We start from the raw sequence: 21,004 nt of genomic DNA, 5'->3' as shown, positions 1-21,004 counted from the left end.
GGATGTGCGGAATCGCCGGACTGTTCCACACGCGCGACAAGCGGGACTTTCCGCGCGATCTCGTGCAGCGCATGAACGACATTCAGTTTCATCGCGGACCGGACGAAGGCGGGCTGCATTTCGAGCCGGGCGTCGCACTCGCTCACCGGCGCCTGTCGATCATCGATCTTTCCACCGGCCAGCAGCCGCTCTTCAACGAGGACGGTTCCGTCGCCGTCGTGTTCAACGGCGAGATCTACAACTACCAGGAGCTCGTGCCCGAACTGGAGCGCTGCGGCCACCGTTTCCACACGCGCAGCGACACCGAGGTGATCGTGCATGCGTGGGAGGAGTGGGGCGAGGCGTGCGTGCGCCGCTTCCGCGGCATGTTCGCGTTCGGACTGTGGGATCGCAAGCGCGAGACGCTGTTCCTCGCGCGTGACCGTCTGGGCGTGAAGCCGCTGCACTACGCGCTGCTGCCGGACGGAACGCTGGCGTTCGGATCGGAACTGAAGGTGCTGATGCAGCATCCGGCCCTGGACCGGCGCATCGACCCGTGCGCGGTCGAGGAGTACTTCGCGCTCGGCTATGTCGCGGAGCCGCGCACGATCTTCGTCGGCGCGCGCAAACTCGGGCCTGCCGAGACGCTGACGGTCCGCCGCGGCGAGCCGGTGCCCGCGCCGCAAAGCTACTGGGACGTGCGATTCACGCTCGACAACCCGATCGGGCTGGCCGACGCGGCCGCCGAGCTGACCGAACGCTTGCGCGAATCCGTGCGCCTGCGCCTGATCGCGGAAGTCCCGCTCGGCGCCTTCCTCTCCGGTGGCGTGGATTCGAGCGCCGTGGTGGCGACGATGGCCGGGTTGTCCAATGAGCCGGTCAACACGTGCTCGATCGCCTTCGATGACCCGGCCTTCGACGAGGCCGCCTTCGCGCAGCAGGTCGCTGCCCGCTATCGCACGAACCACTACGTCGAGACGGTGCAATCCGACGATTTCGACCTGATCGACAAGCTGGCCGTCCTGTACGACGAGCCCTATGCCGACAGCTCCGCGATTCCCACGTGGCGCGTGTGCCAGCTCGCGCGCAAGAAGGTCACCGTCGCGCTCTCGGGCGATGGCGGCGACGAGAGCTTCGGCGGCTATCGCCGCTACCGCCTGCACATGATGGAGGAAAAGTTGCGCGCGAGCCTGCCGCTGGGCGTGCGCCGACCGATGTTCGGCGTGCTCGGGCGGCTGTATCCGAAGGCGGACTGGGCGCCGCGCGTGCTGCGCGCGAAGACGACCTTCCAGGCGCTGGCGCGCGATTCGGTGCAGGCCTATTTCCATTCGGTGTCGATCCTGCGCGACGATCTGCGCCGCCAGCTCTACTCCAACGCCTTCAAGGCGCAGCTCGGCGGCTACAACGCGCTCGACGTATTCCGCCGCCACGCGGCGAACGCGGGAACGGACGATCCGCTGGCGCTCGTCCAGTACCTCGACCTGAAGACCTACCTCGTCGGTGACATCAATACCAAGGTCGATCGCGCGAGCATGGCGCATTCGCTGGAGGTGCGAGAGCCGCTGATGGATCACCCGCTGGTCGAATGGCTTGCGACGCTGCCTTCCGGCCTCAAGGTGAAGGGCAATGAGGGCAAGTACCTGTTCAAGAAGGCGATGGAGCCGCTGCTGCCCCACGAGGTGCTCTACCGGCCGAAGATGGGCTTTGCCGTGCCGCTCGCGCGCTGGTTCCGCGGGCCGCTGAAGGCGCGGGTGAGGGACGCGATGCTGGGCGGTACGCTCGCATCCACGGGACTCTTCAACGCCGACACCCTGCGCCACTTGGTCGATGCCCATCAGTCGGGCGTACGCGATTACAGCGCACCGTTGTGGACCCTGTTGATGTTCGAGTCCTTCGTCCGCCACAGCGGTGCCCTCGCGGGGCAGGGCGAGGCGCCGAGAGTGGCGGTCTGAGTGGCGACCTGAGCGATGAAAATCCTGCACGTCTTCGATCATTCGATCCCGCTGCACAGCGGTTACACCTTCCGCTCCGCGGCCATCCTGCGCGAGCAGCGGGCGCTGGGCTGGGAGACCTTCCACCTGACTTCGCCGAAGCAGGGCGTGACGGCCGCCTTGGAGGAAGACGTCGACGGCCTGCGCTTCTTCCGCACGCGGCCCGTCTCCGGGGCGAGCCCGGTGCTGCGCGAGACGGCCCTGATGCGCGCGTTGCGGGCACGGATCGTAGAGGTTGCGAAGCAAGTGCTGCCGGAGGTGATTCACGCGCACTCGCCGGTGCTGAACGTGCTGCCGGCCCTGAGCGCCGGCCGTCGGCTGGGCATCCCCGTCGTCTATGAGATCCGGGCGTTCTGGGAGGATGCCGCGGTCGACCACGGGACCGCCCGCGAGCGGGGGCTGCGCTACCGCATGACGCATGCGCTGGAAACCTGGGCGATGAAGCGTGTCGATCACGTGTTCACGATCTGCGAGGGGTTGCGCTCCGACATCGTAGGACGCGGCATCGCTGCCGAGCGCGTCACCGTGATTCCCAATGCCGTCGATATCGAGTCCTTCCAGCTCTCGGGCGAACCCGATGCCGCACTGAAAGCACGCCTCGGGCTGGAGGGCAGGACGGTCGTCGGCTTCGTGGGCTCGTTCTACGCCTACGAAGGGCTGGACCTGCTGCTCGATGCGGTGCCCGCCCTGCTGCAACGCCTACCCGAACTGTGCGTGCTGCTGGTCGGCGGCGGGCCGCAGGAGGCCGCTCTCAAGGCCCAGGCCGAAAGACTCGGGATCGCCGACCGCGTGATCTTCGCCGGTCGCGTGCCGCATGGCGAGGTGAGCGGCTACTACGACCTCATCGATCTGCTCGCCTACCCGCGTCACTCGATGCGCCTGACCGAACTGGTCACGCCGCTCAAGCCGCTCGAGGCCATGGCGCAGGGGCGGGTCTTCGTCGCCTCGGATGTCGGCGGACACAGGGAACTCGTGCGTGACGGAGTGACCGGCCGGCTGTTCCACGCGGGCAGTGCGCAGGCTCTCGCCGACGTGGTCGTGGACATGCTGGGCAAGCGGGGTCTGTGGGGCGACTATCGGGCCGCAGGAAGGCGCTTCGTCGAATCCGAGCGCAACTGGCGCAACAGCGTCGGGGCGTATCGAGCGCCCTATGCGCGGCTGGCGGGGGCAGCATGAGCGCCCCGGAAGACCAGGTGAGGCAGCAGGCCGGCGGCGTTGCCGTCGCGGAGCCCGCGGCCGGTCTTTCACGCGAGACGGTGATCCGGCTTGCAATGCTGGCGATCGCGCTCCTTGCCCTGCTCGGCACGTACCGCGAGACGCTCGCATCCATGATCGAGATCTGGAACCGCTCGGACACCTTCGCCCACGGCTACCTCGTCGCACCGATCGCATGCTGGCTGATCTGGCGCGAACGCGTGCAACTGCGCGGATTGCCGCTGACTCCTTCGCCGGTCGGGCTGGCGGCCGCGGCGCTGGCCGGTTTCGCCTGGCTGCTCGGCGAACTCGCGAGCGTCGCGAGTGTGTCGCAGTTCGCCTTCGTCGGGATGGCGGTCGCGCTGGTGTGGGCCGTCATGGGAACGCGGGTCGCGCGCGCGCTGGCCTTCCCGCTGGGTTTCCTGTTCTTCCTAGTGCCTTTTGGCGAGTTCCTGTTCCCGGCGATGATGGACCGCACCACGGATTTCATCATCTGGGGTTTGCGCGCCTCGGGCGTTCCGGTTTACGCGGAAGGCCGCAGCCTGGTGATTCCGTCCGGTCACTGGGAGGTCGTCGAAGGCTGCAGCGGCGTGCGTTACCTGATCGCGTCGGTCGTGGTCGGCAGTCTCTACGCCCATCTCACCTATCGTTCGCTTCTGCGGCGCAGCGTCTTCGTCGCCTTCTCGGTGGTGCTGCCGGTGTTCGCGAACTGGCTGCGCGCCTACGGCATCGTGCTGGTCGCGCACCTCACCGACAACCGCGTCGCGGCCGGCGTCGATCATCTGATCTACGGCTGGGTGTTCTTCGGTCTCGTGATGATGGTGCTGTTCTGGGTGGGCGCCCGCTGGCGCGAGGATGACGTCCCCCGCGCCCCGGCACGAGACGCGGCCGTATCTCGTGTGCCGACGCGCCCGGTCATGCCCAGGGGCGCCATTGCAGCCGGCGTCGCAGCAATCGTCGCCGTGTTGATTTGGCAAGCTGTGCTGGCGGGGCTCGATGCCCAGGGGCGGCGGGGCTCGGTCACGCTCGCCGGGCTGAATGCCGGTGAGGGGTGGGAGCGGGTCGCGGACACGCGCCTGCCGGACTGGAAGCCGCATTTCTTCGGCATGCGCCGCGAGCTGCGCGAAATCTGGTCGAACGGCGGGCCGCCCGTGGGGTTGTACCTGGCGTATTACCGGGGCCAGGTGCCCGGCGAGGAACTGGTGAACTCCGAGAACCGCGTCCTCAAGCACAAGGACCGCCAGTGGACCATGACGGCCGAAGGGGCGCATGCGACGCAGATCGGCGCCGAGGCCGCGTCGGTTCGGAGCACGGAGATCGCCAATGCCGCGTCGGGGCGCCTGCTGGTGTGGCACTGGTACTGGATCGACGGCCGCTGGACCACGAGCGACTACGTGGCCAAGCTCTACCAGACGCTCGCGCAGTTGCGCGGCCGCGGGGACGATTCCGTCGCCGTGATGCTGTACACCCCGGTGGGCGAAGGGGCGCGTGGCGCGGCCGAAGCCGTGCTCGCGGACTTCCTGCGCGTGCGCGGCGGCGAACTGTCCGCGGCCCTGGCGCGGGCAAGGGAGCGCTAGCATGAACTGGGCGGGCAAGCGCATCGCACTGATCGGCCCGCTGCCTCCGCCGGCCGGCGGGATGGCGAACCAGACCCGGCAACTCGCCGAACTGCTGGGCGGAGAGGGGCTGGACGTGGATCTCATCCAGACCAACGCGCCGTACTGCCCGCAATGGATCGGCCATTTCCGGGGCGTGCGGGCTGGGTTTCGCCTGATGCCCTATCTGCTGCGCCTGTGGTCTGCCGCGGGGCGGGCGGACGTGATGCACGTGATGGCCAATTCGGGCTGGTCCTGGCACCTCTTCGCGGCGCCTGCAGTGTGGATCGCCCATCTGCGCCGGGTTCCCGTGGTGGTGAACTATCGTGGCGGGGAGGCCGACGACTTTCTTGCGCGTTCCGCGCGCTGGGTGTGCCCGACGCTGCGCCGGGCGGCGGGCGTTCTGGTCCCGTCCGGCTTTCTCCGCGACGTGTTCTTGCGTCATGGCGTCGAGAGCCGCATCGTGCCGAATGTCGTCGATGTTGCCCGCTTCCATGCCGACGCGCGTCCGCGCTGCGCGGGCGATGCGCCCCATGTCGTGGTTGCCCGCAACCTCGAACCGATCTACGGAATTTCCACCGCGCTGGAGGCCTTCGCGCAGATCCGCGCGGCATGTCCGCGTGCGCGCATGTCGGTCGCCGGTACGGGGCCGCAGGCGGACGAACTGATCGCCCGTGCTGCTGCGTTGGGACTCGACGGTAGCGTCCGCTTCACCGGACGACTCGAGCGCGACGAGATGGCGGCCCTCTACCGCGACGCCGATGTCGTCCTGAACCCCGCCCGCGTCGACAATATGCCAAACTCCGTGCTCGAGGCGCTTGCCAGCGGCGTGCCCGTCGTGAGCACGGACGTGGGGGGCGTGCCGTACATCGTAGAGAATGGCCGCAGCGCCCTGCTGGTGCCGCGCGACGACGCCGCCGCGATGGCCGCCGCCGTCCTGCATCTCGTGCGTTCGCCGGAACTCGGTGCGCGTCTGGTCGAAGGCGGTTTGCACGAAGTGCGCCGCTACACGTGGGCCGAGGTGCGGCATACGCTGTTCTCCGCCTATGAGGCCGCGCTTCGCGGCGCCGTTGCACCGGCGGGTGCGCGGTGAAGGAGGGGGCAATGACCGGGCTCTACACGCGCTGTGTCGCCAACGTCCTCTTCCCGCTGCAGGAGCGACTCAAGCATCACGACACCGCGCGCGTGCGGCGTGCGCTGGAAGCCAGCCAGTGGTGGTCGCGCACCGATCTCGAGGCGCTGCAACTGCAACGTCTGCGCGCGTTGTTGCTGCGTGCCGCGCGGGACGTTCCCTACTACCGCGAACTCTTTCAAAGCATCGGTTTCGATGCTGCCCAAGTCACCTGCCTGGACGCGCTGCGCCGCCTTCCCTTCCTCACCAAGGCCCTGATCCGGAACAACATCGAGGCGCTCAAGGCCGAACGGGCGGAAGGCCTCGCGCGCTTCAACACGGGCGGATCGAGCGGCGAGCCGCTCGTGTTCTTCATCGGCCGCGAGCGCGTCGGCCACGACGTCGCGGCCAAATGGCGCGCGACCCGTTGGTGGGGGGTGGATATCGGAGATCCGGAGATCGTCGTGTGGGGCTCGCCGATCGAACTGAGCGCGCAGGACCGTCTGCGCCACTGGCGCGACGCAGTGATGCGCACCGAATTGCTGCCGGCATTCGAGATGTCGGAGGCGCGGCTCGACGAGTTCCTCGCGCGCATCCGCCGGCGTCGACCGCGGATGCTCTTCGGCTATCCGTCGGCGCTCTCCCTCATCGGTTCGCGCGCCGAGAAGACCGGCGTGCGCATGGACGACCTCGGCATTCGGGTCGCGTTCTGCACTTCCGAACGCCTCTACGAACATCAGCGCAATACCATCGAACGCGTGTTCGGGTGTCCGGTCGCCAACGGTTACGGCGCGCGTGACGCCGGCTTCATTGCGCACCAGTGCCCGTCCGGCGGCATGCACATCACCGCCGAGGACGTCATTGTCGAGATCGTCGATGGCCGCGGGCAGCCGGTGCCCCCTGGCGATAGCGGGGAGATCGTCGTGACGCACCTTGCGACCGGCGAATTCCCCTTCATCCGCTACCGTACCGGCGACGTTGCCGCACTCGATCCGTCGCCATGCAGATGCGGCCGTGGTCTGCCGCTGCTCAAGGATATCCAGGGACGTGCGACCGACTTCGTCGTCGCGCAGGACGGCACGGTGATGCATGGTCTCGCCCTCATCTACATCCTGCGCGATCTGCCCGAGGTCGCCGCATTCCGCATCGTGCAGGAGAGCCTCGAGCTCACGAGGGTCGAACTCGTGCCCGGCCCCGGATATGGTCCGTCGATCGCATCGGCCATCGAGCGCGGTCTGATGGCGCGTCTGGGCGCCGGGGTGAGGATTCAGATCGAGCTGCGCGACGAGATCCTGCCCGAGAAGTCGGGCAAGTATCGCTACGTGATGAGTCGGGTGGATGTTCGGGAGGGAGCGCTGTGCGCGACATAGCCGTCACGCTGGCCGTCTTCGGCACGCTGCCCTTCATCCTGAGGCGGCCGTGGATCGGCATCCTCGTGTGGACCTGGCTCGGCTTCATGAATCCTCACCGCATGGCTTGGGGATTCAGCATGTCGATGCCCTTTGCACAGATCGTGGCGATCACCACGTTCGTCGGCATGATGCTCTCCAGCGAGCCCAAGCGCATCCCGTGGGAGCGCGAGACCAAGGTGTTGCTCGCGTTTGTCGCCTGGATGACGGTGACGACGATCTTCGCCGTCTATCCCAGTCTCGCTTGGGAGCAGTTCGAAAAGGTCATCAAGATCCAGCTGATGATCATCGTCGCGATGGTCCTCATCAACACGCCTGAACGGCTCAAGGCCCTCGTGTGGACGATCGCGCTGTCGCTCGCGTTCTATGGCGTGAAGGGGGGTATCTTCACGATCATGAAGGGGGGCGTGCATCGTGTGCAGGGGCCTCCGGGTACCTTCATCGAAGGCAACAACGAACTCGGCTTGGCACTGGCGATGACGGTGCCGCTGTTGTATTTCCTCGCCCGCGGCTCGACGCATCGCTGGATACGGCCTGCTGTGTACGCAGCGACCGTACTCACGGCGCTGGCGGCGATCGGCACGCAATCGCGTGGCGCCCTGGTCGGCATGGCCGTCATGGGGACCGTGTTTTGGCTCAAGGCGCGTCACAAGTTCCTGGTGTTGTTGCTCGGCGTGTTTGCGATCCTGATGGTGTGGGCGATCATGCCAGAGGCTTGGTACCAGCGCATGGCCACGATCAACACGTATCAAGAGGACGCCTCTGCAATGGGGCGGATCAACGCTTGGTGGATGGCCTTCAACCTCGCATGCGACCGGCTTTTTGGCGGGGGGTTTGAGACGTTTCGCTACGAGATGTTCCATCTTTACGCGCCCGATCCGACGGACGCTCGAGACGTCCATAGCATCTATTTTGAGGTTTTGGGGGAGCACGGCTTCGTCGGCCTCTTCCTTTTCCTCTTGCTAGCAGTATTCACTTGGCGATCTGCCTCCATAGTGCGGCGAGCGTTCAAGGATCATGGCACGCTAGAGTGGATGAGCGAGCTCATGGCTATGGTGCAGGTCAGCCTTGTCGCATATCTTGCCGCTGGCGCTTTCCTCGGCATGGCGTACTTCGACTACTACTACAATCTGATCCTGATCGTGGTGGTCGCGCGGGTGATCATGCGTGAGGCGGAAGCGGGCGTGCGGCAACGTGCCGCGGTCGCGCCTGCGCCCGTCGATGCATCAGGGATGAGCGAGAGGTTCAGGCGCCAGCCCGAGCGCCATTCCGTGCCAGCCAGAGCTCCAGCTGGGTCAGTACCCAGATCATGACGCCGAAATAACTCGCGTGCCCCGCAGAATGTTCCTGCCACAGTTTCTGCAGATAGGACGGCCGCACGACGCCACGCCGTGCGAGGCTGTCCAGCGCGGCCTTCGCCTCGGTGCGCAGGGGGCCGTCCGTGGCGAGCCACAGTCCGAAGGGCAGACCGAAGCCGTGCTTCGACTTGGCGATCGTCTCGCGCGGCAGAAAGTCGCGCAGGGCGTGCTTGAAGAACACGCGCAGATGCGGCCCGCTCACCTTCTGGCGGGCGGAGAGCGTGCCCGAAAAAGCGATCAGATCCTCGTCGAGGAAGGGGAATCGGACTTCGACCCCCGCGGCCTCGCACATGCGCGACACTTTGCGCAAATCGTTGTCGGCCAGCGTGATCTTGTGATCGAGGTGCATCATGCGGTCGACCGCTTCGGGCGAGCCCGAGCGGAAATACGCCTCGCGCATCAGCATGAGCGGGCGCTCCGGGTCGATTCCGGCAATGAACTCCGGTTCAAAGATATCAGCGAGCGCATCGCGGTGCAGGAAGTTGTACGTTTCGAGCCGGTCGGGCAGGGGGACCGTCGCCTGGCGGATATAGCTTTGCGCCTTGCGCACCGGCAGCAGCGCCGAACCGAGCGGGAAGCCGAACACCAGCGGCTCGAGCACGCGGCGCAGGGGGGACGGAATGGACTGGTAGTGCTCGAACACGCCCTGCTTGGCGTAGCGTGCATTGCCGCCGAAGAATTCATCGCCGCCGTCGCCGGCGAGCATCGCGCCGATGCCCTGCTCGCGGGCAATGCGTGCGCAGAAGTAGGTCGGCACGGCCGAGGCATTGCCGAAGGGCTCGTCGTAGGCACTGGCGATGAGCGGCAACGCCTCGGCGACGTGTTCCGGCGTAACGTAGAACTCGGTCGCATCCGCTCCGAAGTGGCGTGCGGTGATGCGCGCGTAATCCAGTTCGTCGAAGCCCTCGGCATCGAAGCCGATCGAAAAGGTGCGTGGCGCCTTGCCGCTGATCTCCCCCAGCAGGCCGGTGACGGTCGAGCTGTCGGTGCCGCCGGAGAGGAAGGCGCCGGCCGGGGCGTCGTCGAGTTGCCGAGCCACGGACTGGTGCAGCAGCTCGCGGAAAGTCCGCTCCTGGCCTTGCTCGTCTGCCCCCCGCGTTGCCCCGAATTTCAGCGACCAGTAGAAGTCGCGCCGTGCACCGCCGGCGGTGACGGCCAGCCGCTGGGCCGGCAACAGCTTCTCGACGCCCTCGAACGCCGTGTCCGGGCTCGGCACCATGTGGCAGTACAGGTACTCGAACAGCGCCTGACGGCTCAGCCCGGCACGAACCGCCGGATGTGCGGCGACCGCGCGGGCACTCGTGGAAAAGACGAGCAGCGGGCCGACGCGGGCGAAACACAGCCGCTCGATGCCGGTGCGGTCCACTGCGAGCAGGGCGGCCCCCGCGCGCAGGTCGATCAGCACGAGCGCGAAGCTGCCCTGCAGGTCCTCGAAAACGCGTTCGCCGACCAATGCATGGCGGCGCAACGCGGCCGCAGCATGTCCGTGCTCCCGCGCGTCCGCGGCGGTCTCCGCGTGGCTCCAGCGCGGTCGCCCGATCAGAACCGCGGCGCGTCCAGCGTCGGCGTCCTGTGCCACAAAGCTCGCCGTCGGTCCGGTTCCGACGCGGCCCGCATTGTTCAATTCGAGACGATGTACCGGCGGGAGGGCCTCGTCCGCGGCAAACATCGCATCGAGCGCGTCGGGAGTCGTGTCGCTCCCGCCCGAGAGATTCACCCACCCGCACAGGATTCGTCGCATGTTCATGAGCTTGCCGTCGTCCGCTTGATCGGGGCAGCGGCCATGTTAGCGAAAGCCGAGCCGGACGAATGCCGCAGAGGTCACGCTCGCGCGCAGGTTCGACGCGACGCCTCGTGTTGCGCTCCCGGTTTCGGCGCATGCCTGATGCCGTGCACGGACTGCCGGTCATGGGCTTCGCGCTGACCGTCATCCTCGCCTGGTTCGGTTTCGCCGCCCTTGCGCTGGCGATCCTGCACGGGCGCGCGCTCGCGGCCATGTGGCGCGAGCCCGTGTTCGTCCGCCCCGTCCTAATCGTCGAGAGCGACGACTGGGGGCCAGGGCCGCGGGGCGATGCCGCAGTCCTGCGCGAGATCGCAGAAACGCTGAGCGCGGTGCGCGACCGCGATGGGCGGCCCGCAGTGATGACCCTTGGCGTCGTCGGCGGCATACCCGATGTCGACGCCATGCGTGCCGCGGGTTTCGCCAAGCATGTGCGTTGCTCGCTCCTCGCGCCCGATTTTGCGCCGGTCCTTGCTGCAATGGGCGACGGGTGTCGCGCGGGCGTCTTCGCAGTCCAGCGGCACGGACTGGAACACTACTGGCCCGCGGCCCTGCTGGCGCGTTTGCATACGGAAAACGGGTCGAATTCGGAAGCGCTGCGGCGCTGGCTCGAAGACGGCGGGCTGCGCAGCGAAGCGCTCCCGCCGCCGCTGCAAAGCCGATGGGTCGATTGCGCCAGCCTGCCGAGTGTTCCCCTCGACCCTGTTGCCGTCGACCACGCGGTGCGCGAGGAGTCCGACCTGTTGCAACAACTCTTCGGCTGTGCGCCCGAGGTTGCAGTGCCGAACACCTTCGTGTGGAACGACAGCACCGAGCGGGCGTGGGCGGCGCACGGCGTGCGCACGGTGGTCACGCCCGGCTGGCGCTACGAAGGGCGCGACGCGGCCGGTCGGCTCCTGCCGCCCGCGCGCCGCATCCGCAATGGGGAAAGCGGGCAGGGCGGCATCATCTACGTGGTGCGCGACGCCTACTTCGAACCGCTGCGCGGTCATCGCGCCGAAGACGTGGCCGCGGCGCTGGCGCGCAAATGTGCCGAGGGCCGTCCCTTGCTGCTCGAAACGCACCGCGAGAACTTCATCGGTCCGCAGCCCGCGCGCGCCGCGGCAGTTGCCGAGCTCCGCCGCGCGCTGGGCATGGCACTGTCGATGAGACCGGATCTGTGCTTCACGACCACCGCGGAGCTGGCGACGATCCTGCGCGACCCGGCATCGCCGCTCCGGGCGCAGCGATGGAAAACGCGGCTCGCCGCGTGGTTCGTGCGCCTTCGCAACGAGCCGGACCTGACGAGGCTCCTCAAGTACAGCGGCTTGGCTGCGCTGTTGGGCGCGGCAGCTTATTTTCTCGGCGACGTGACATACCGACGCTCGGCCCGCGCAGGCCGTTGCTAGACTTTTCGGGATTCCGCCTGGATGTGAAGACCGATGAAGCAGGGCTACCTCGTCATCACCGAACTCTTCCTGCCGACCAAGGGCGGGACCGCCGTGTGGTTCGACGAGGTATACCGGCGCCTGGGCGGCAAGGAAATCGCGATCGTCACGGCCGCGGTGCCGGGCGGTGATGCGCACGATACCGGCCATCCGAACTCCGTCCATCGAGTCAGCCTGCGCCGTGTGCCGTGGCTGCGGCCCGAATCCCTCGGCATGTACGTGCGCCTGCTTGCGAAGTCCCTGGCGCTGTCGCTCGAGCAGCGGTTCTGTGCGGTCCATGCCGGGCGCGCGCTGCCCGAAGGGCTCGTCGCCTGGATCGTCGGCCGGCTCTCCAGGCGCGCCGTCACCGTGTATGCGCACGGCGAAGAACTCACCGGCTGGGGGCGCGGGAACAAATTCCGGGTCATGCGCTTCGTGCTGCGCCATGCCGATCATGTCATCGCCAACAGCGATTTCACCTTCGAAGTGCTGGTCGGCATGGGCGTCCCGCGCGACCGCATCGTCATCATCAACCCCGGCGTCGATGTCGCACGTTTCCGGCCGGGACTCCCGTGTCAGGACTTGCGCGACAGCCTGCAACTGGGACCCGGCGCCCGGCTGCTGCTGTCGGTCGGACGGCTGAACCGGCGCAAGGGGTTCGATACGGTGATCCGCTGCCTGCCCGAACTGATCGCTGGCGGGCATGACGTGCATTACGCCATCGTCGGCATCGGCGAGGATCGCTCCTACCTCGAAGCGCTCGCGCACGAGACGGGTGTGGCCGAGCGTGTGCATCTCCTCGGGCATGTCCCGATGGATGACTTGCCGCGCTGGTACAACGCCTGCGACCTCTTCGTGCTCGTCAATCGCGACATCGACGGCGACACGGAAGGATTCGGCCTCGTGTTTCTAGAGGCGGCCGCTTGCGGCAAGGTGTCCGTCGCAGGGACCGCGGGGGGTACCGGCGCGGCGGTGCTCGATGGCGTCACCGGGTTGCGCGTCGATGGCTGCGACGAACGCGCCATCGTTGCGGTGATCGGCCGCTTGTTCTGCGACGCGCAGTTGGTCGAGTACCTGGCTTCGCATGCGCTCGTACGCGTGCGGCAGGAACTGAACTGGGATGCCGTGGCCGATCGAACCCGCGGGCTCTTGCCGGTCGCAGCGGATGTGTAATGGTGTAGTGACATGGAGAACCCCGCGTACCGCAAGTGCCGTACTCAACATCTAGAACCATGCGGGACTGTCCTGCTGCTTCAGGCGCGAATCAAGCGTCATTAACTTTCAGGGTTAACCGCTATGAAGTATCGTTTCCTCAATACGTCCGTGGCGATGTTGCTGTTTGGTCTGATGTGCGGGAAGAGTCAGGCAGTCGAAGCTTTCGGTGCAACACCGCAAGAAGTGTCTTTGTGTTCTGCCCTTATTTTCGGAGGGCGGGACAGGGCATACATGGAAAGTCTCGAGCCAGATGCCGGTTGGGGACATACTCATCATTGGTGTGATTGTGTGCGTTTCCGCTACCGCGCCGTCCGAAGCATTGGTGACAAGAGTTCATTTAACTACAACACGGGACAAGCGCTTCAAGGCTGCGACTACGTCATTCGTGCAGTACCGTCGGGATCCCGGATCTTGCCGAAGGTGCATGTCGACAAGGGACTCGTTCTGAAGCTGCGGGGTGAGACGCGAGTTGCGGCACAAGAATTTCAGCGTGCGCTCTCCCTTGATCCGAGTGAGGCCAAAGCGTACAGCGAACTATCGTTGCTCCAGGAGGAAAGCGGGCAGCGGACTGCGGCCCGTGATACGGTAGCGCTCGGCCTGCAGCACAACCCAGAATCCAAGCTGCTGCGGAAGCGCTATCTCGAATTGGGGGGCAAGGAGCCCTTCCCCGAGCCGCCTGCCCGCGATGTGCAGGTCCCGGTTCCGCCGACGGCTCCACCTGACAGCTCAGGCGAACCCGCGTTGCCTGAGCCGCTCGATCTCGACCTGCAGGAACCGGTCATTGCCGTGGATGCCCAGTCGGAGTCGGCCGAGGCCGGGTCTCAATCGGCGGAGAATGGGAAGGCCGTGACCGATGCAAACGCTCGCTCCTGCCGTTTCTGCCCGCCCGAAGAAATCCAGCGCCGCTGGATCGAGTCCTTCAAGGCAGGTCAGGAGAAAAAGCCGGAATAGAGATCGCGGTGGGGGCTGCCGTCGTCCGCAGATGGCGCCGCGCAACCGGATCGCGCTCGATCCAGCTCTGCAACTCCTGCCACAGCCGTGCGACCAATTCGGGGTGTTCCGCCGACAAATCGCGCGTGCAGTCGGCATCGGTATCCAGATCGAACAAGGTGAGTCGCATCCCGCTCTCCAGTGGCTGATAGACTAGCTTCCATCGCCCGTCGCGCATCATGCGGTCCTTGGCGATCACCACGAGTTCCTTGAATTCGTCCTTGATCGACAGCGACCCGCTGGCCTCGTTAGGGATGTCCAGAAGCTCCAGCAGTTCCGGGTAGTTCAGGTGGTCGTGGGGCAGGCCGGGTACGCGGGCGATCCAGATGCCGGTCTCGTTGAATCCTTTCAGATGCAACTCGCGGTGCGGATCCTGCATCGTTGCCGTGAGCGACACGCCGTCACAGCGCACCGACGGCGCGGCGAGCAGGTCGAGGAGGGTGGGCAGCACGTCGATCGAGCGGACCACCTGATCGACCCTTACGGGGTGGTTCATCCGCGGATCCGCGACCACCAGCGGCACGCGCGCGCTGAAGTCGCCCACGGCCGAATTGCCCTGCCCCCAGGTGTCGTGCTCGAAGAACTCCATGCCGTGGTCGCTGTACAGCACGACGATGGTGTTCTCCGCAAGCCCCGTTGCGGCCAGATGGTTCATGAGCTTCCCGACTTCGTCGTCGAATTGCGACACGCAACCGTCGTACAGCGCGAGGATCTGGTCGAGGTCGAATTCCTCGCGCGGTTCGCCCTGCCGCCGGATGATCTCGAAGGGGTCGGTCAGGCGCGCCATGGCGAACTTCGATGCCCCCGAATAGTCGGGGTCCGCATGGCGCAGGTAGTACGGGTACTCCGACGCGAACGGAGGGTGGGTCGTGGAATAGAAGACGTTGAGCAGGAACGGTTCGGACGTGCTCGCGAGCCGGGAAATCAGCCGGCGGGTGCGCTGTCCGAGCTGGGTCGTCTGCGGTGCGCCGCTCAGGTAATGGACTTCGGGCAGCAACAGACGGCCGACGCGGTTGTGCAGGAACAGCGACAGGAACAGGCGGATGTCCTTCGGGCCCTGGCGGATGAGGAACTTCAGGTTCCACTGGTCCTCGGGCAGATCCAGCACGTCGAACCCCAGCGAGAACTTGCCCAGGTCTGCGCCGCACCAGTCGGAGACGGCGGCCGTGCGATAGCCCAGCGCGCGCAGGATCGTGGGCAGGGCCTGGACCTCCAGTTGCGTCTCGTCGGTCGCGACGAAGTTATCGCGGATCCCGTGCGTGTGCGGCCAGGTCCCGGTGAGCAGCGAGATCAGGCTGGGCGCAGTTCTCGCGCAGGGCACGTAGCAGTTCTGGAAGTGCGTGCCGCGTCGCGCCAGTGCGTCGATATGTGGCGTCAACGGCTGCCCCTTTCGCTGGGTGCCGACGCGGTCCGCGCGCAGCGTGTCCGAGCCGATAAGGATCAGGTTCGGTCGTCCTCCGGGGCGCGGCGCCGCAATGTCACCTTCGGGTTCCCACAGCGCAAACACCATCAGGCCCCAGTAACCGACGCCCAGGCTGGTGAGGGCGGCGGCAGAGTCACCGTGGCCCGACAGGACCAGGGCGCTTACGAGCCCCGCGAACAGCGTCGCGATCGCAGCGGTGCCGGCGAGCGCTGCGCGTCGCAGGCCTTGTGCCGACAGGCGGTTCCACAGGCGGTGAAGGCGGTCGGTGCGATATTGCCAAGATGCGACGATGAGCCCCGGGTTATGCACCAGGGTTCGGCAGGTGACGTAGGTGCCGATGAGAGCCATGGAAAGCAGGCCTCCGGCCGCGGCGCGCCATGGTTCGTGCGGCACCCCGAGCACATCGGCCCCGGCTGCCGCGACCACGGCGCCCGGCAGCGTGCAGAAGAGACCGATGATCAGCGACCACACGCCCAGTCGAGCCATCGCGAACGGAAAGTACGCGCGGTAACGGCGCACGATTTCCTCGCGCAGTTGCGGTCCGGTTTGCGAGAAGTCGATCACCGACTTCATGATCAGTGCGAGCGTCACCAGCGTGGCGACCACCAATGCCGGCAACAGCACGTCGGCAATCCTCGACCATGCGAGTTGCGCGGCTAGTCCGAAGCCGCCAAGCCCGAGTGTGCCGGCCAAAGCAAGGCTGCTCTGGACCGGCAGCCAAGGCAGGCGAGCACGCCTGCGCCGGTGTTGCGCAGCCTCGCGCATGCCGCTCATCTCGCCGAAGGCCGACGCAAGCCGCACGAGATAGAAGCGCCGCACCTGCGAGCGCAACGCCAGCGCGCAGCCGCCCGCATAGGCGGTGACCTTGCGCCACATGTACAGCGGCACACCGCTCTCCGTGCGCCGGAAGCGCATGACCGACTTCGAGCGCTGGAAGCCCTTGCGCATCAGGTACCACAGCGTGAGGCGCTCGCCATCGACGTAGTGATATTGGACGATCTCCGGCGCGTATTGCAGCACGGCGCCCGTGCGCATCGCGCGGCGAACCCACTCCAGATCCTCCGCGCCCCCCAGGTCATGCCCGGTCGGGCCGAGCTCGGTGAGGAAGGGGCCGGTGGTGCGTAACACCTCGAGCCGCGCAACAAGATTGCCGCCGCCTGGGATGTTGCCGTCCAGATCGACGCGCATCGGAGTGTCGCCCTGGTCGTAGCGGGGCACGGGCAGCGGATAGATGCGGTAGGGGCCGTCGTCGTGCACCCAGTCCGGTTCGGTGCCGTCCCAGTCGGGCAGGATGCGCCCGCAGATCAGGCCCGCCTGCGGCCACGTCCGCGCCGCGTGCGCGATGCCGCGCAGATAGCCGGAGTCCACCCGGTGATCGTCGTCCACGAAGGCCACGACCGGATCTTCGAGCATCGGCAGTGCGCGGTTGAGCGCGTGCGACTTTCCCGGGGTCGGCTCGTTGATCCACTCCAGCGGGAGGCGTCCCGGCGTCGCACCGTATGCGTCCAGAAGTGCATGGGTGCCGTCCGTGCAGGCATTGGCGACGACAAAGAGGCGGACCTGAGCATCGTCCGGCCTCAGCGCGGCGTTCAGCGACTCGATGACACGTCCGAGCAATTCGGCACGATTGTAGGTGCAGATCAGGACCGTGATGCGCAGCGGTTCGCCCGGCATGGCTACACCGTCCGGTTGCTCAGCATCGCCAGCAGCAGGCCTGCCATCAGCCGGCCGCGGCTGATGGGCGCGATGCACAGACCGGTCAGCAGGTCGCGCAGCGCCTGCCCGCGCCGCTGCGTGCGCCACGCCCACTTGGCGTAGTCCGAAAGCATGCCCGCATAGGCGTGGCGCCAGAACGCCCCGCGCTTCTCGGGCGGTAGCAGGTGGCGGTTCTTGCGCATCACGCGCCGCGCCGCGTCGCGCATCACGTCCAGGTTGCGGCTCATGCTGTCCGGGTGTCTGGTGATGACGACGAGCGGTTCCGCGACGCACGCATACCCCCCGATGGCCGCCAGGCGCATCCACATGTCCACGTCCTCGAGGCTGCGCAGACTCTCGTCGAACGGGCCCGCCTGCGCCAGCGCGTCCGCCCGGGCCATCACCGCCGAGCCGCTGCCGGCGATCGAGCCGTTTTCTGCGAAGATGGCGTCGAGCACGTGTGGTTCGCTGCAGCCGCAGGGCCAGTCGCCCACGTGACGCCCCTCCGGATCGGCGATCCGCGCCGCCGTCGAGCAAAACGCCAGCTCCGGCCGCGCCTCCATCAGCGCCACCTGGCGTGCAAGCTTGTCGGCTTCCCACCAGTCGTCCGCGTCGAGGAATGCAACATAGCACCCCCGCGCCGCAGCGATCCCCGCATTGCGCGCACTGCTGAGGCCGCCATTGGGCTTCGCGAGCAGCCGCAGGCCCGTCGCCAAGCGCGCCAGCACCTCGGCCGTCCCGTCCGTGCTGCCGTCATCGACCACGATCAGTTCGACCGCGCTGTGCGTCTGTGCGAGCACGCTGCGTACGGCCCGCTCGATGCACCAGGCTGCGTTGTAGGCGGGAATGACGACGCTGACCGTCGGCGCTTCAGTCATCCGGGTCGTACCCCATTTCGCGCATCAGCGGCGCAATCATCGGCAGGATCCGCTCGACTGCTGCCGGATTGTGTTCCTTCCACTTCTGCTTCTGCGGTGCCCCCTTCACGATGCTCGTCGGCCGCGACACCAGGTTCGCGCACCGCTGCGCGGTCTGCGCATCGAACGGCACCTCCAGCCGCTCGAACGCCTCGCGGAACATGTCGACGGGGCGTTCGAAGATGTCCTCGTAACGCAGGCCGATCCACTGCTCCGGCGGAATCGCACGCGCCGCGTCGAGCGCGAGGCGGTTCGCAGTGACCCACTGGAAGGCGCACACCTCCTCGAGGCTTGCGCGGTTGAATTCGCGCCATCCCGGCGGCAGGAAGAAGTGCCACTCGCGGAACTCCCCGTCGTTTATCGCAACCGGCTCGGGCGACGGGCCGAAGAATTGCGTCAGGCCGAAGCCCCCGTCGGTGCGCCCCAGGCGCCAGCCGTCCATCATCGAGCTGACATTGTCGCGGCCGTCGCGCTGGATGAACACGAAGCGTGCCTTCGGGAACAGGGCATGCAGGTAAGGCACGCGCAGCGTGTTGATGCAGGTCTTGTCGAGCACCGGCCCCGCGCCGAGCCGTGCGTAGAAGTACGCCAGCACGCGGTCGCGGTGCTCCGGCCGTGCATCGTCCGCCGTCGCGGCCTCCGAGTCCCAGCCGTTGTTCAGCGGGCCACGCAGCCCGTTCCAGAGTTGCGGAATCTCGAAATCGAAGTGCAGGAAATGCCCCGATGCCGCGATCGTCTCGAAGGTCACCGTCGTTCCCGAGCGCGAGCAGCCGATCACGAATACCGGATCGGGCATTGCCGGCCGCGTGATCGACCAGATCGCCTCTTTCGCCCGCCACCCCAAGGCTCGCAGGTTCTTGTCGCGAATCTCGCGATCGAGCAGTTTCGGCAGCTTTGCGAGGACCGCTAGCGACATCGTTCCCTCTACTTGTAGTCGGCGCCCGAGAGCGATGTGAGCTCTTTACCGCCTTCGGGGGGACTGCCGTTACCGTTCAGCGCTTCCGTGTAGATGCGCTCAAGTTCACGCACTGGCTGATCCGTGAACCGGCTTTGCACGACCTCAAAAGCCATGTTCCCGAGTCTGAGTCGTTCCTCGGGGTGATCCAGGAGCCAGCAGGTATGGCGCTTCAGCGTGTCGAAATCCTCTCGGTCGAACAGCAGCCCATTAATGCCATCCTGAATGATCTCCGGCGTGCCTCCCGTGCGCGACGCAATGATCGGCTTCCTGGCGGCTGCCGTCTCGAACAGCACCATCGCGCAGGCTTCCTCGCATTGAGTCGGCATGATCAACACGTCCGCTGTCGTATAAATATTCTCGGGATCGGTCCGGTAGCCCAAGTAGCGGATTCTAGGGTCGTTCGTAATAATTCCATTGAAGTGCGCCGCGAACGCTGGATCCGTTTCCATCATCTCGCCTGCAATCAGAAACTTCACGTCCGGCCGTTCGATCTCCGCAGCAAGGCGAAGAAACAGGTCAATTCCCTTGAGGCGTTTGACGTGGCCCAGAAAGCCCACGACTAGATCGCTATCGGCGAGCCCGAGCTCGTCGCGAACCGAATGCCCACGGGTAAATCGCTCCAGATCCGAGAGGTTGTGTATTGCCTTCACGCGGCAGGTGCCGAATTGCGAGTGGGTGGCCACATACTCTGATACTGCGATGATGTGCCGCGCATGCTTTATGAACGGTGTCGGGTCGGGATCGACCATGTGAAAGTGCATGATCAAAGGAATTCGCAGCAATCGGGCGGCTACCACTTCGGGTGGTTTCCAGCCCAGCGACCCAATATTCATGTGGATCAGGTGAACTTTGTGGCGTCGCAGAAATAACATGCTGCGCATGACGTCCAGCGCAAACCTGAATGGGTTGCCGTTCCAGTCGTGCTTCGGACAAATGGCTGCTGCAATCCCTTTCTGGCTCAGGGTGTCGATCAATGCCCCCCGCTCAGTGACGACCACCAGCGGATCGAATTTGTCGCGATTGACACGCACGACGAAATTCAGCAGGGCGCGACTCGCGCCGCCCCAGTCCTCGTATGTCCCGAGGTAGTAGCAAACTCGTGCTGCCATCGTTGCCATCCGTGATTACCAATTCAAATGCCGAGCATTACTTGGCTACACATCCGACGTTTCCCGTTAGAAGACCTCTTGGGGGACGCCTGTAGATGATCTTTGATGAACCGATTCGATAAAGGAAAGATACTTCTTCGTTATCGTGGAAACAGAGAAACTGCTACTGGCCGCATTGTAGGCGGCCCTGCCAACGCTTTCGCGAAGTTCAGCATCCTGCGCCAATGTGCTCAACAGTTCGACCCGCTCATCGTCGTCGCGTGCGAGAAACCCCGTCTTGCCATTTTCGATCACCAACTCATCGGCGGCAGATAGGGTCAATTCTCCATGCGCGGACATTCAAGTCGTTCTCGCCGGTTTTTATTGGGCCGAAGCCGATTTTGATCCGGGAGGAAAAGGCACTTCGGGTCCGAAGCGATACCAGTTTGTGCGGGCTGACAAGTAGCATTTTGTCTTTGAGCCGATGTAGTTCGGTACGCATCGGTTGACCCTCCTGTCCTCAATGCGGGGGAGTGCCCACTCCCTGTGTCTGGTTGCCTTTTGCGCCCAATGCGAGTCTTGTGCGGATTCTGGATCGCATCAGACAACTCTAAGCGGGCGATCTCGATTGAGTCGAGGGCGTGGGTCACGCCCGAGAACGGGTGGCTCAAGGAACTGGCCCCTGCCCGCCGAGCAGAAGAAGGAGGCGTTGCGGGGGGGGGGGCACATGAACCGGCCACCCGCTTTCAGCGCCGCTTCGGGCGACGTCCTGCGCGGCATTGAAAGCGAAATGACATCAACCACGCCGTGCTCAACCAAATTGCACAACTTGATGAACACACGTACAGAGCCTGCGACAACGGCTGAGATCGTGAAACCTGCACGTAGGTCGGCT

General features: G+C 65.9%; 15 protein-coding genes. 9 read left to right on the top strand and 6 right to left on the bottom strand.

Features of this window, described 5'->3' with window-relative positions; genetic code table 11:
- The first annotated feature begins 2 nt into the window (after positions 1–2).
- From GO615_RS05245 to GO615_RS05220, 6 genes are read left to right on the top strand one after another with little or no spacing between them, the layout of a single operon-like run.
- Positions 3–1,931, top strand: coding sequence for an XrtA/PEP-CTERM system amidotransferase (locus tag GO615_RS05245; RefSeq protein WP_169125984.1), 1,929 nt, complete (start codon positions 3–5; stop codon positions 1,929–1,931).
- A 15-nt stretch (positions 1,932–1,946) separates the two neighbouring features.
- Entirely contained in the window at positions 1,947–3,146 is a 1,200-nt protein-coding gene (locus GO615_RS05240) for a TIGR04063 family PEP-CTERM/XrtA system glycosyltransferase (protein ID WP_169125983.1), read from the top strand.
- Complete coding sequence (xrtA, locus tag GO615_RS05235) at positions 3,143–4,741, top strand: exosortase A (protein WP_169125982.1); 1,599 nt, start codon at positions 3,143–3,145, stop codon at positions 4,739–4,741. The genes GO615_RS05240 and xrtA overlap by 4 nt, the downstream gene beginning before the upstream one ends.
- A 1-nt stretch (position 4,742) precedes the next feature.
- Positions 4,743–5,852, top strand: a complete 1,110-nt coding sequence (locus GO615_RS05230) for a glycosyltransferase family 4 protein (protein ID WP_169125981.1) — start codon at positions 4,743–4,745, stop codon at positions 5,850–5,852.
- Positions 5,853–5,863: 11 nt separating this feature from the next.
- Positions 5,864–7,240, top strand: coding sequence for a phenylacetate--CoA ligase family protein (locus GO615_RS28835; RefSeq protein WP_169125980.1), 1,377 nt, complete (start codon positions 5,864–5,866; stop codon positions 7,238–7,240).
- A complete protein-coding gene (locus GO615_RS05220) occupies positions 7,228–8,592 on the top strand; it encodes a putative O-glycosylation ligase, exosortase A system-associated (RefSeq protein WP_169125979.1) in 1,365 nt (454 codons plus the stop codon). The genes GO615_RS28835 and GO615_RS05220 overlap by 13 nt, the downstream gene beginning before the upstream one ends.
- Here the strand turns inward: GO615_RS05220 and GO615_RS05215 are convergent.
- The gene (locus GO615_RS05215) at positions 8,525–10,384 is read right to left on the bottom strand and encodes an asparagine synthetase B family protein (protein ID WP_169125978.1); all 1,860 of its coding nucleotides are present in this window, start codon (positions 10,382–10,384) and stop codon (positions 8,525–8,527) included. The genes GO615_RS05220 and GO615_RS05215 overlap by 68 nt on opposite strands.
- Before the next feature lie 131 nt (positions 10,385–10,515).
- On the opposite strand from GO615_RS05215, the gene GO615_RS05210 reads away from it, so the two are divergent.
- From GO615_RS05210 to GO615_RS05200, 3 genes are all read left to right on the top strand, one after another.
- Positions 10,516–11,805, top strand: coding sequence for a hypothetical protein (locus GO615_RS05210; RefSeq protein ID WP_169125977.1), 1,290 nt, complete (start codon positions 10,516–10,518; stop codon positions 11,803–11,805).
- 33 nt (positions 11,806–11,838) lie between these two features.
- Positions 11,839–12,996, top strand: coding sequence for a glycosyltransferase family 4 protein (locus GO615_RS05205; RefSeq protein ID WP_169125976.1), 1,158 nt, complete (start codon positions 11,839–11,841; stop codon positions 12,994–12,996).
- Positions 12,997–13,119: 123 nt separating this feature from the next.
- A complete protein-coding gene (locus GO615_RS05200; protein WP_169125975.1) occupies positions 13,120–13,989 on the top strand; it encodes a tetratricopeptide repeat protein in 870 nt (289 codons plus the stop codon).
- Here the strand turns inward: GO615_RS05200 and GO615_RS05195 are convergent.
- Genes GO615_RS05195 through GO615_RS05175 form a run of 5 tightly spaced genes read right to left on the bottom strand, consistent with a single transcriptional unit; the run spans position 13,958 to position 20,469 of the window.
- The gene (locus GO615_RS05195; RefSeq protein ID WP_169125974.1) at positions 13,958–17,125 is read right to left on the bottom strand and encodes a sulfatase-like hydrolase/transferase; all 3,168 of its coding nucleotides are present in this window, start codon (positions 17,123–17,125) and stop codon (positions 13,958–13,960) included. The genes GO615_RS05200 and GO615_RS05195 overlap by 32 nt on opposite strands.
- Before the next feature lie 2 nt (positions 17,126–17,127).
- Complete coding sequence (locus tag GO615_RS05190) at positions 17,128–18,024, bottom strand: glycosyltransferase family 2 protein (RefSeq protein WP_169125973.1); 897 nt, start codon at positions 18,022–18,024, stop codon at positions 17,128–17,130.
- On the bottom strand, positions 18,017–18,979 hold the full coding sequence (locus GO615_RS05185) for a sulfotransferase family protein (protein WP_169125972.1): 963 nt from the start codon (positions 18,977–18,979) through the stop codon (positions 18,017–18,019). The genes GO615_RS05190 and GO615_RS05185 overlap by 8 nt, the downstream gene beginning before the upstream one ends.
- An 8-nt stretch (positions 18,980–18,987) precedes the next feature.
- Positions 18,988–20,139, bottom strand: a complete 1,152-nt coding sequence (locus GO615_RS05180) for a glycosyltransferase family 4 protein (protein ID WP_169125971.1) — start codon at positions 20,137–20,139, stop codon at positions 18,988–18,990.
- 57 nt (positions 20,140–20,196) lie between these two features.
- Positions 20,197–20,469: a glycosyltransferase gene (locus GO615_RS05175; protein WP_169125970.1), complete on the bottom strand. Its 273-nt coding sequence runs from the start codon at positions 20,467–20,469 to the stop codon at positions 20,197–20,199.
- Between the last annotated feature and the right edge of the window lie 535 nt (positions 20,470–21,004).

Source organism: Aromatoleum evansii, from assembly GCF_012910805.1.
GTDB lineage: Bacteria > Pseudomonadota > Gammaproteobacteria > Burkholderiales > Rhodocyclaceae > Aromatoleum > Aromatoleum evansii.
This window is presented reverse-complemented; position numbering and strand designations above follow the sequence as displayed.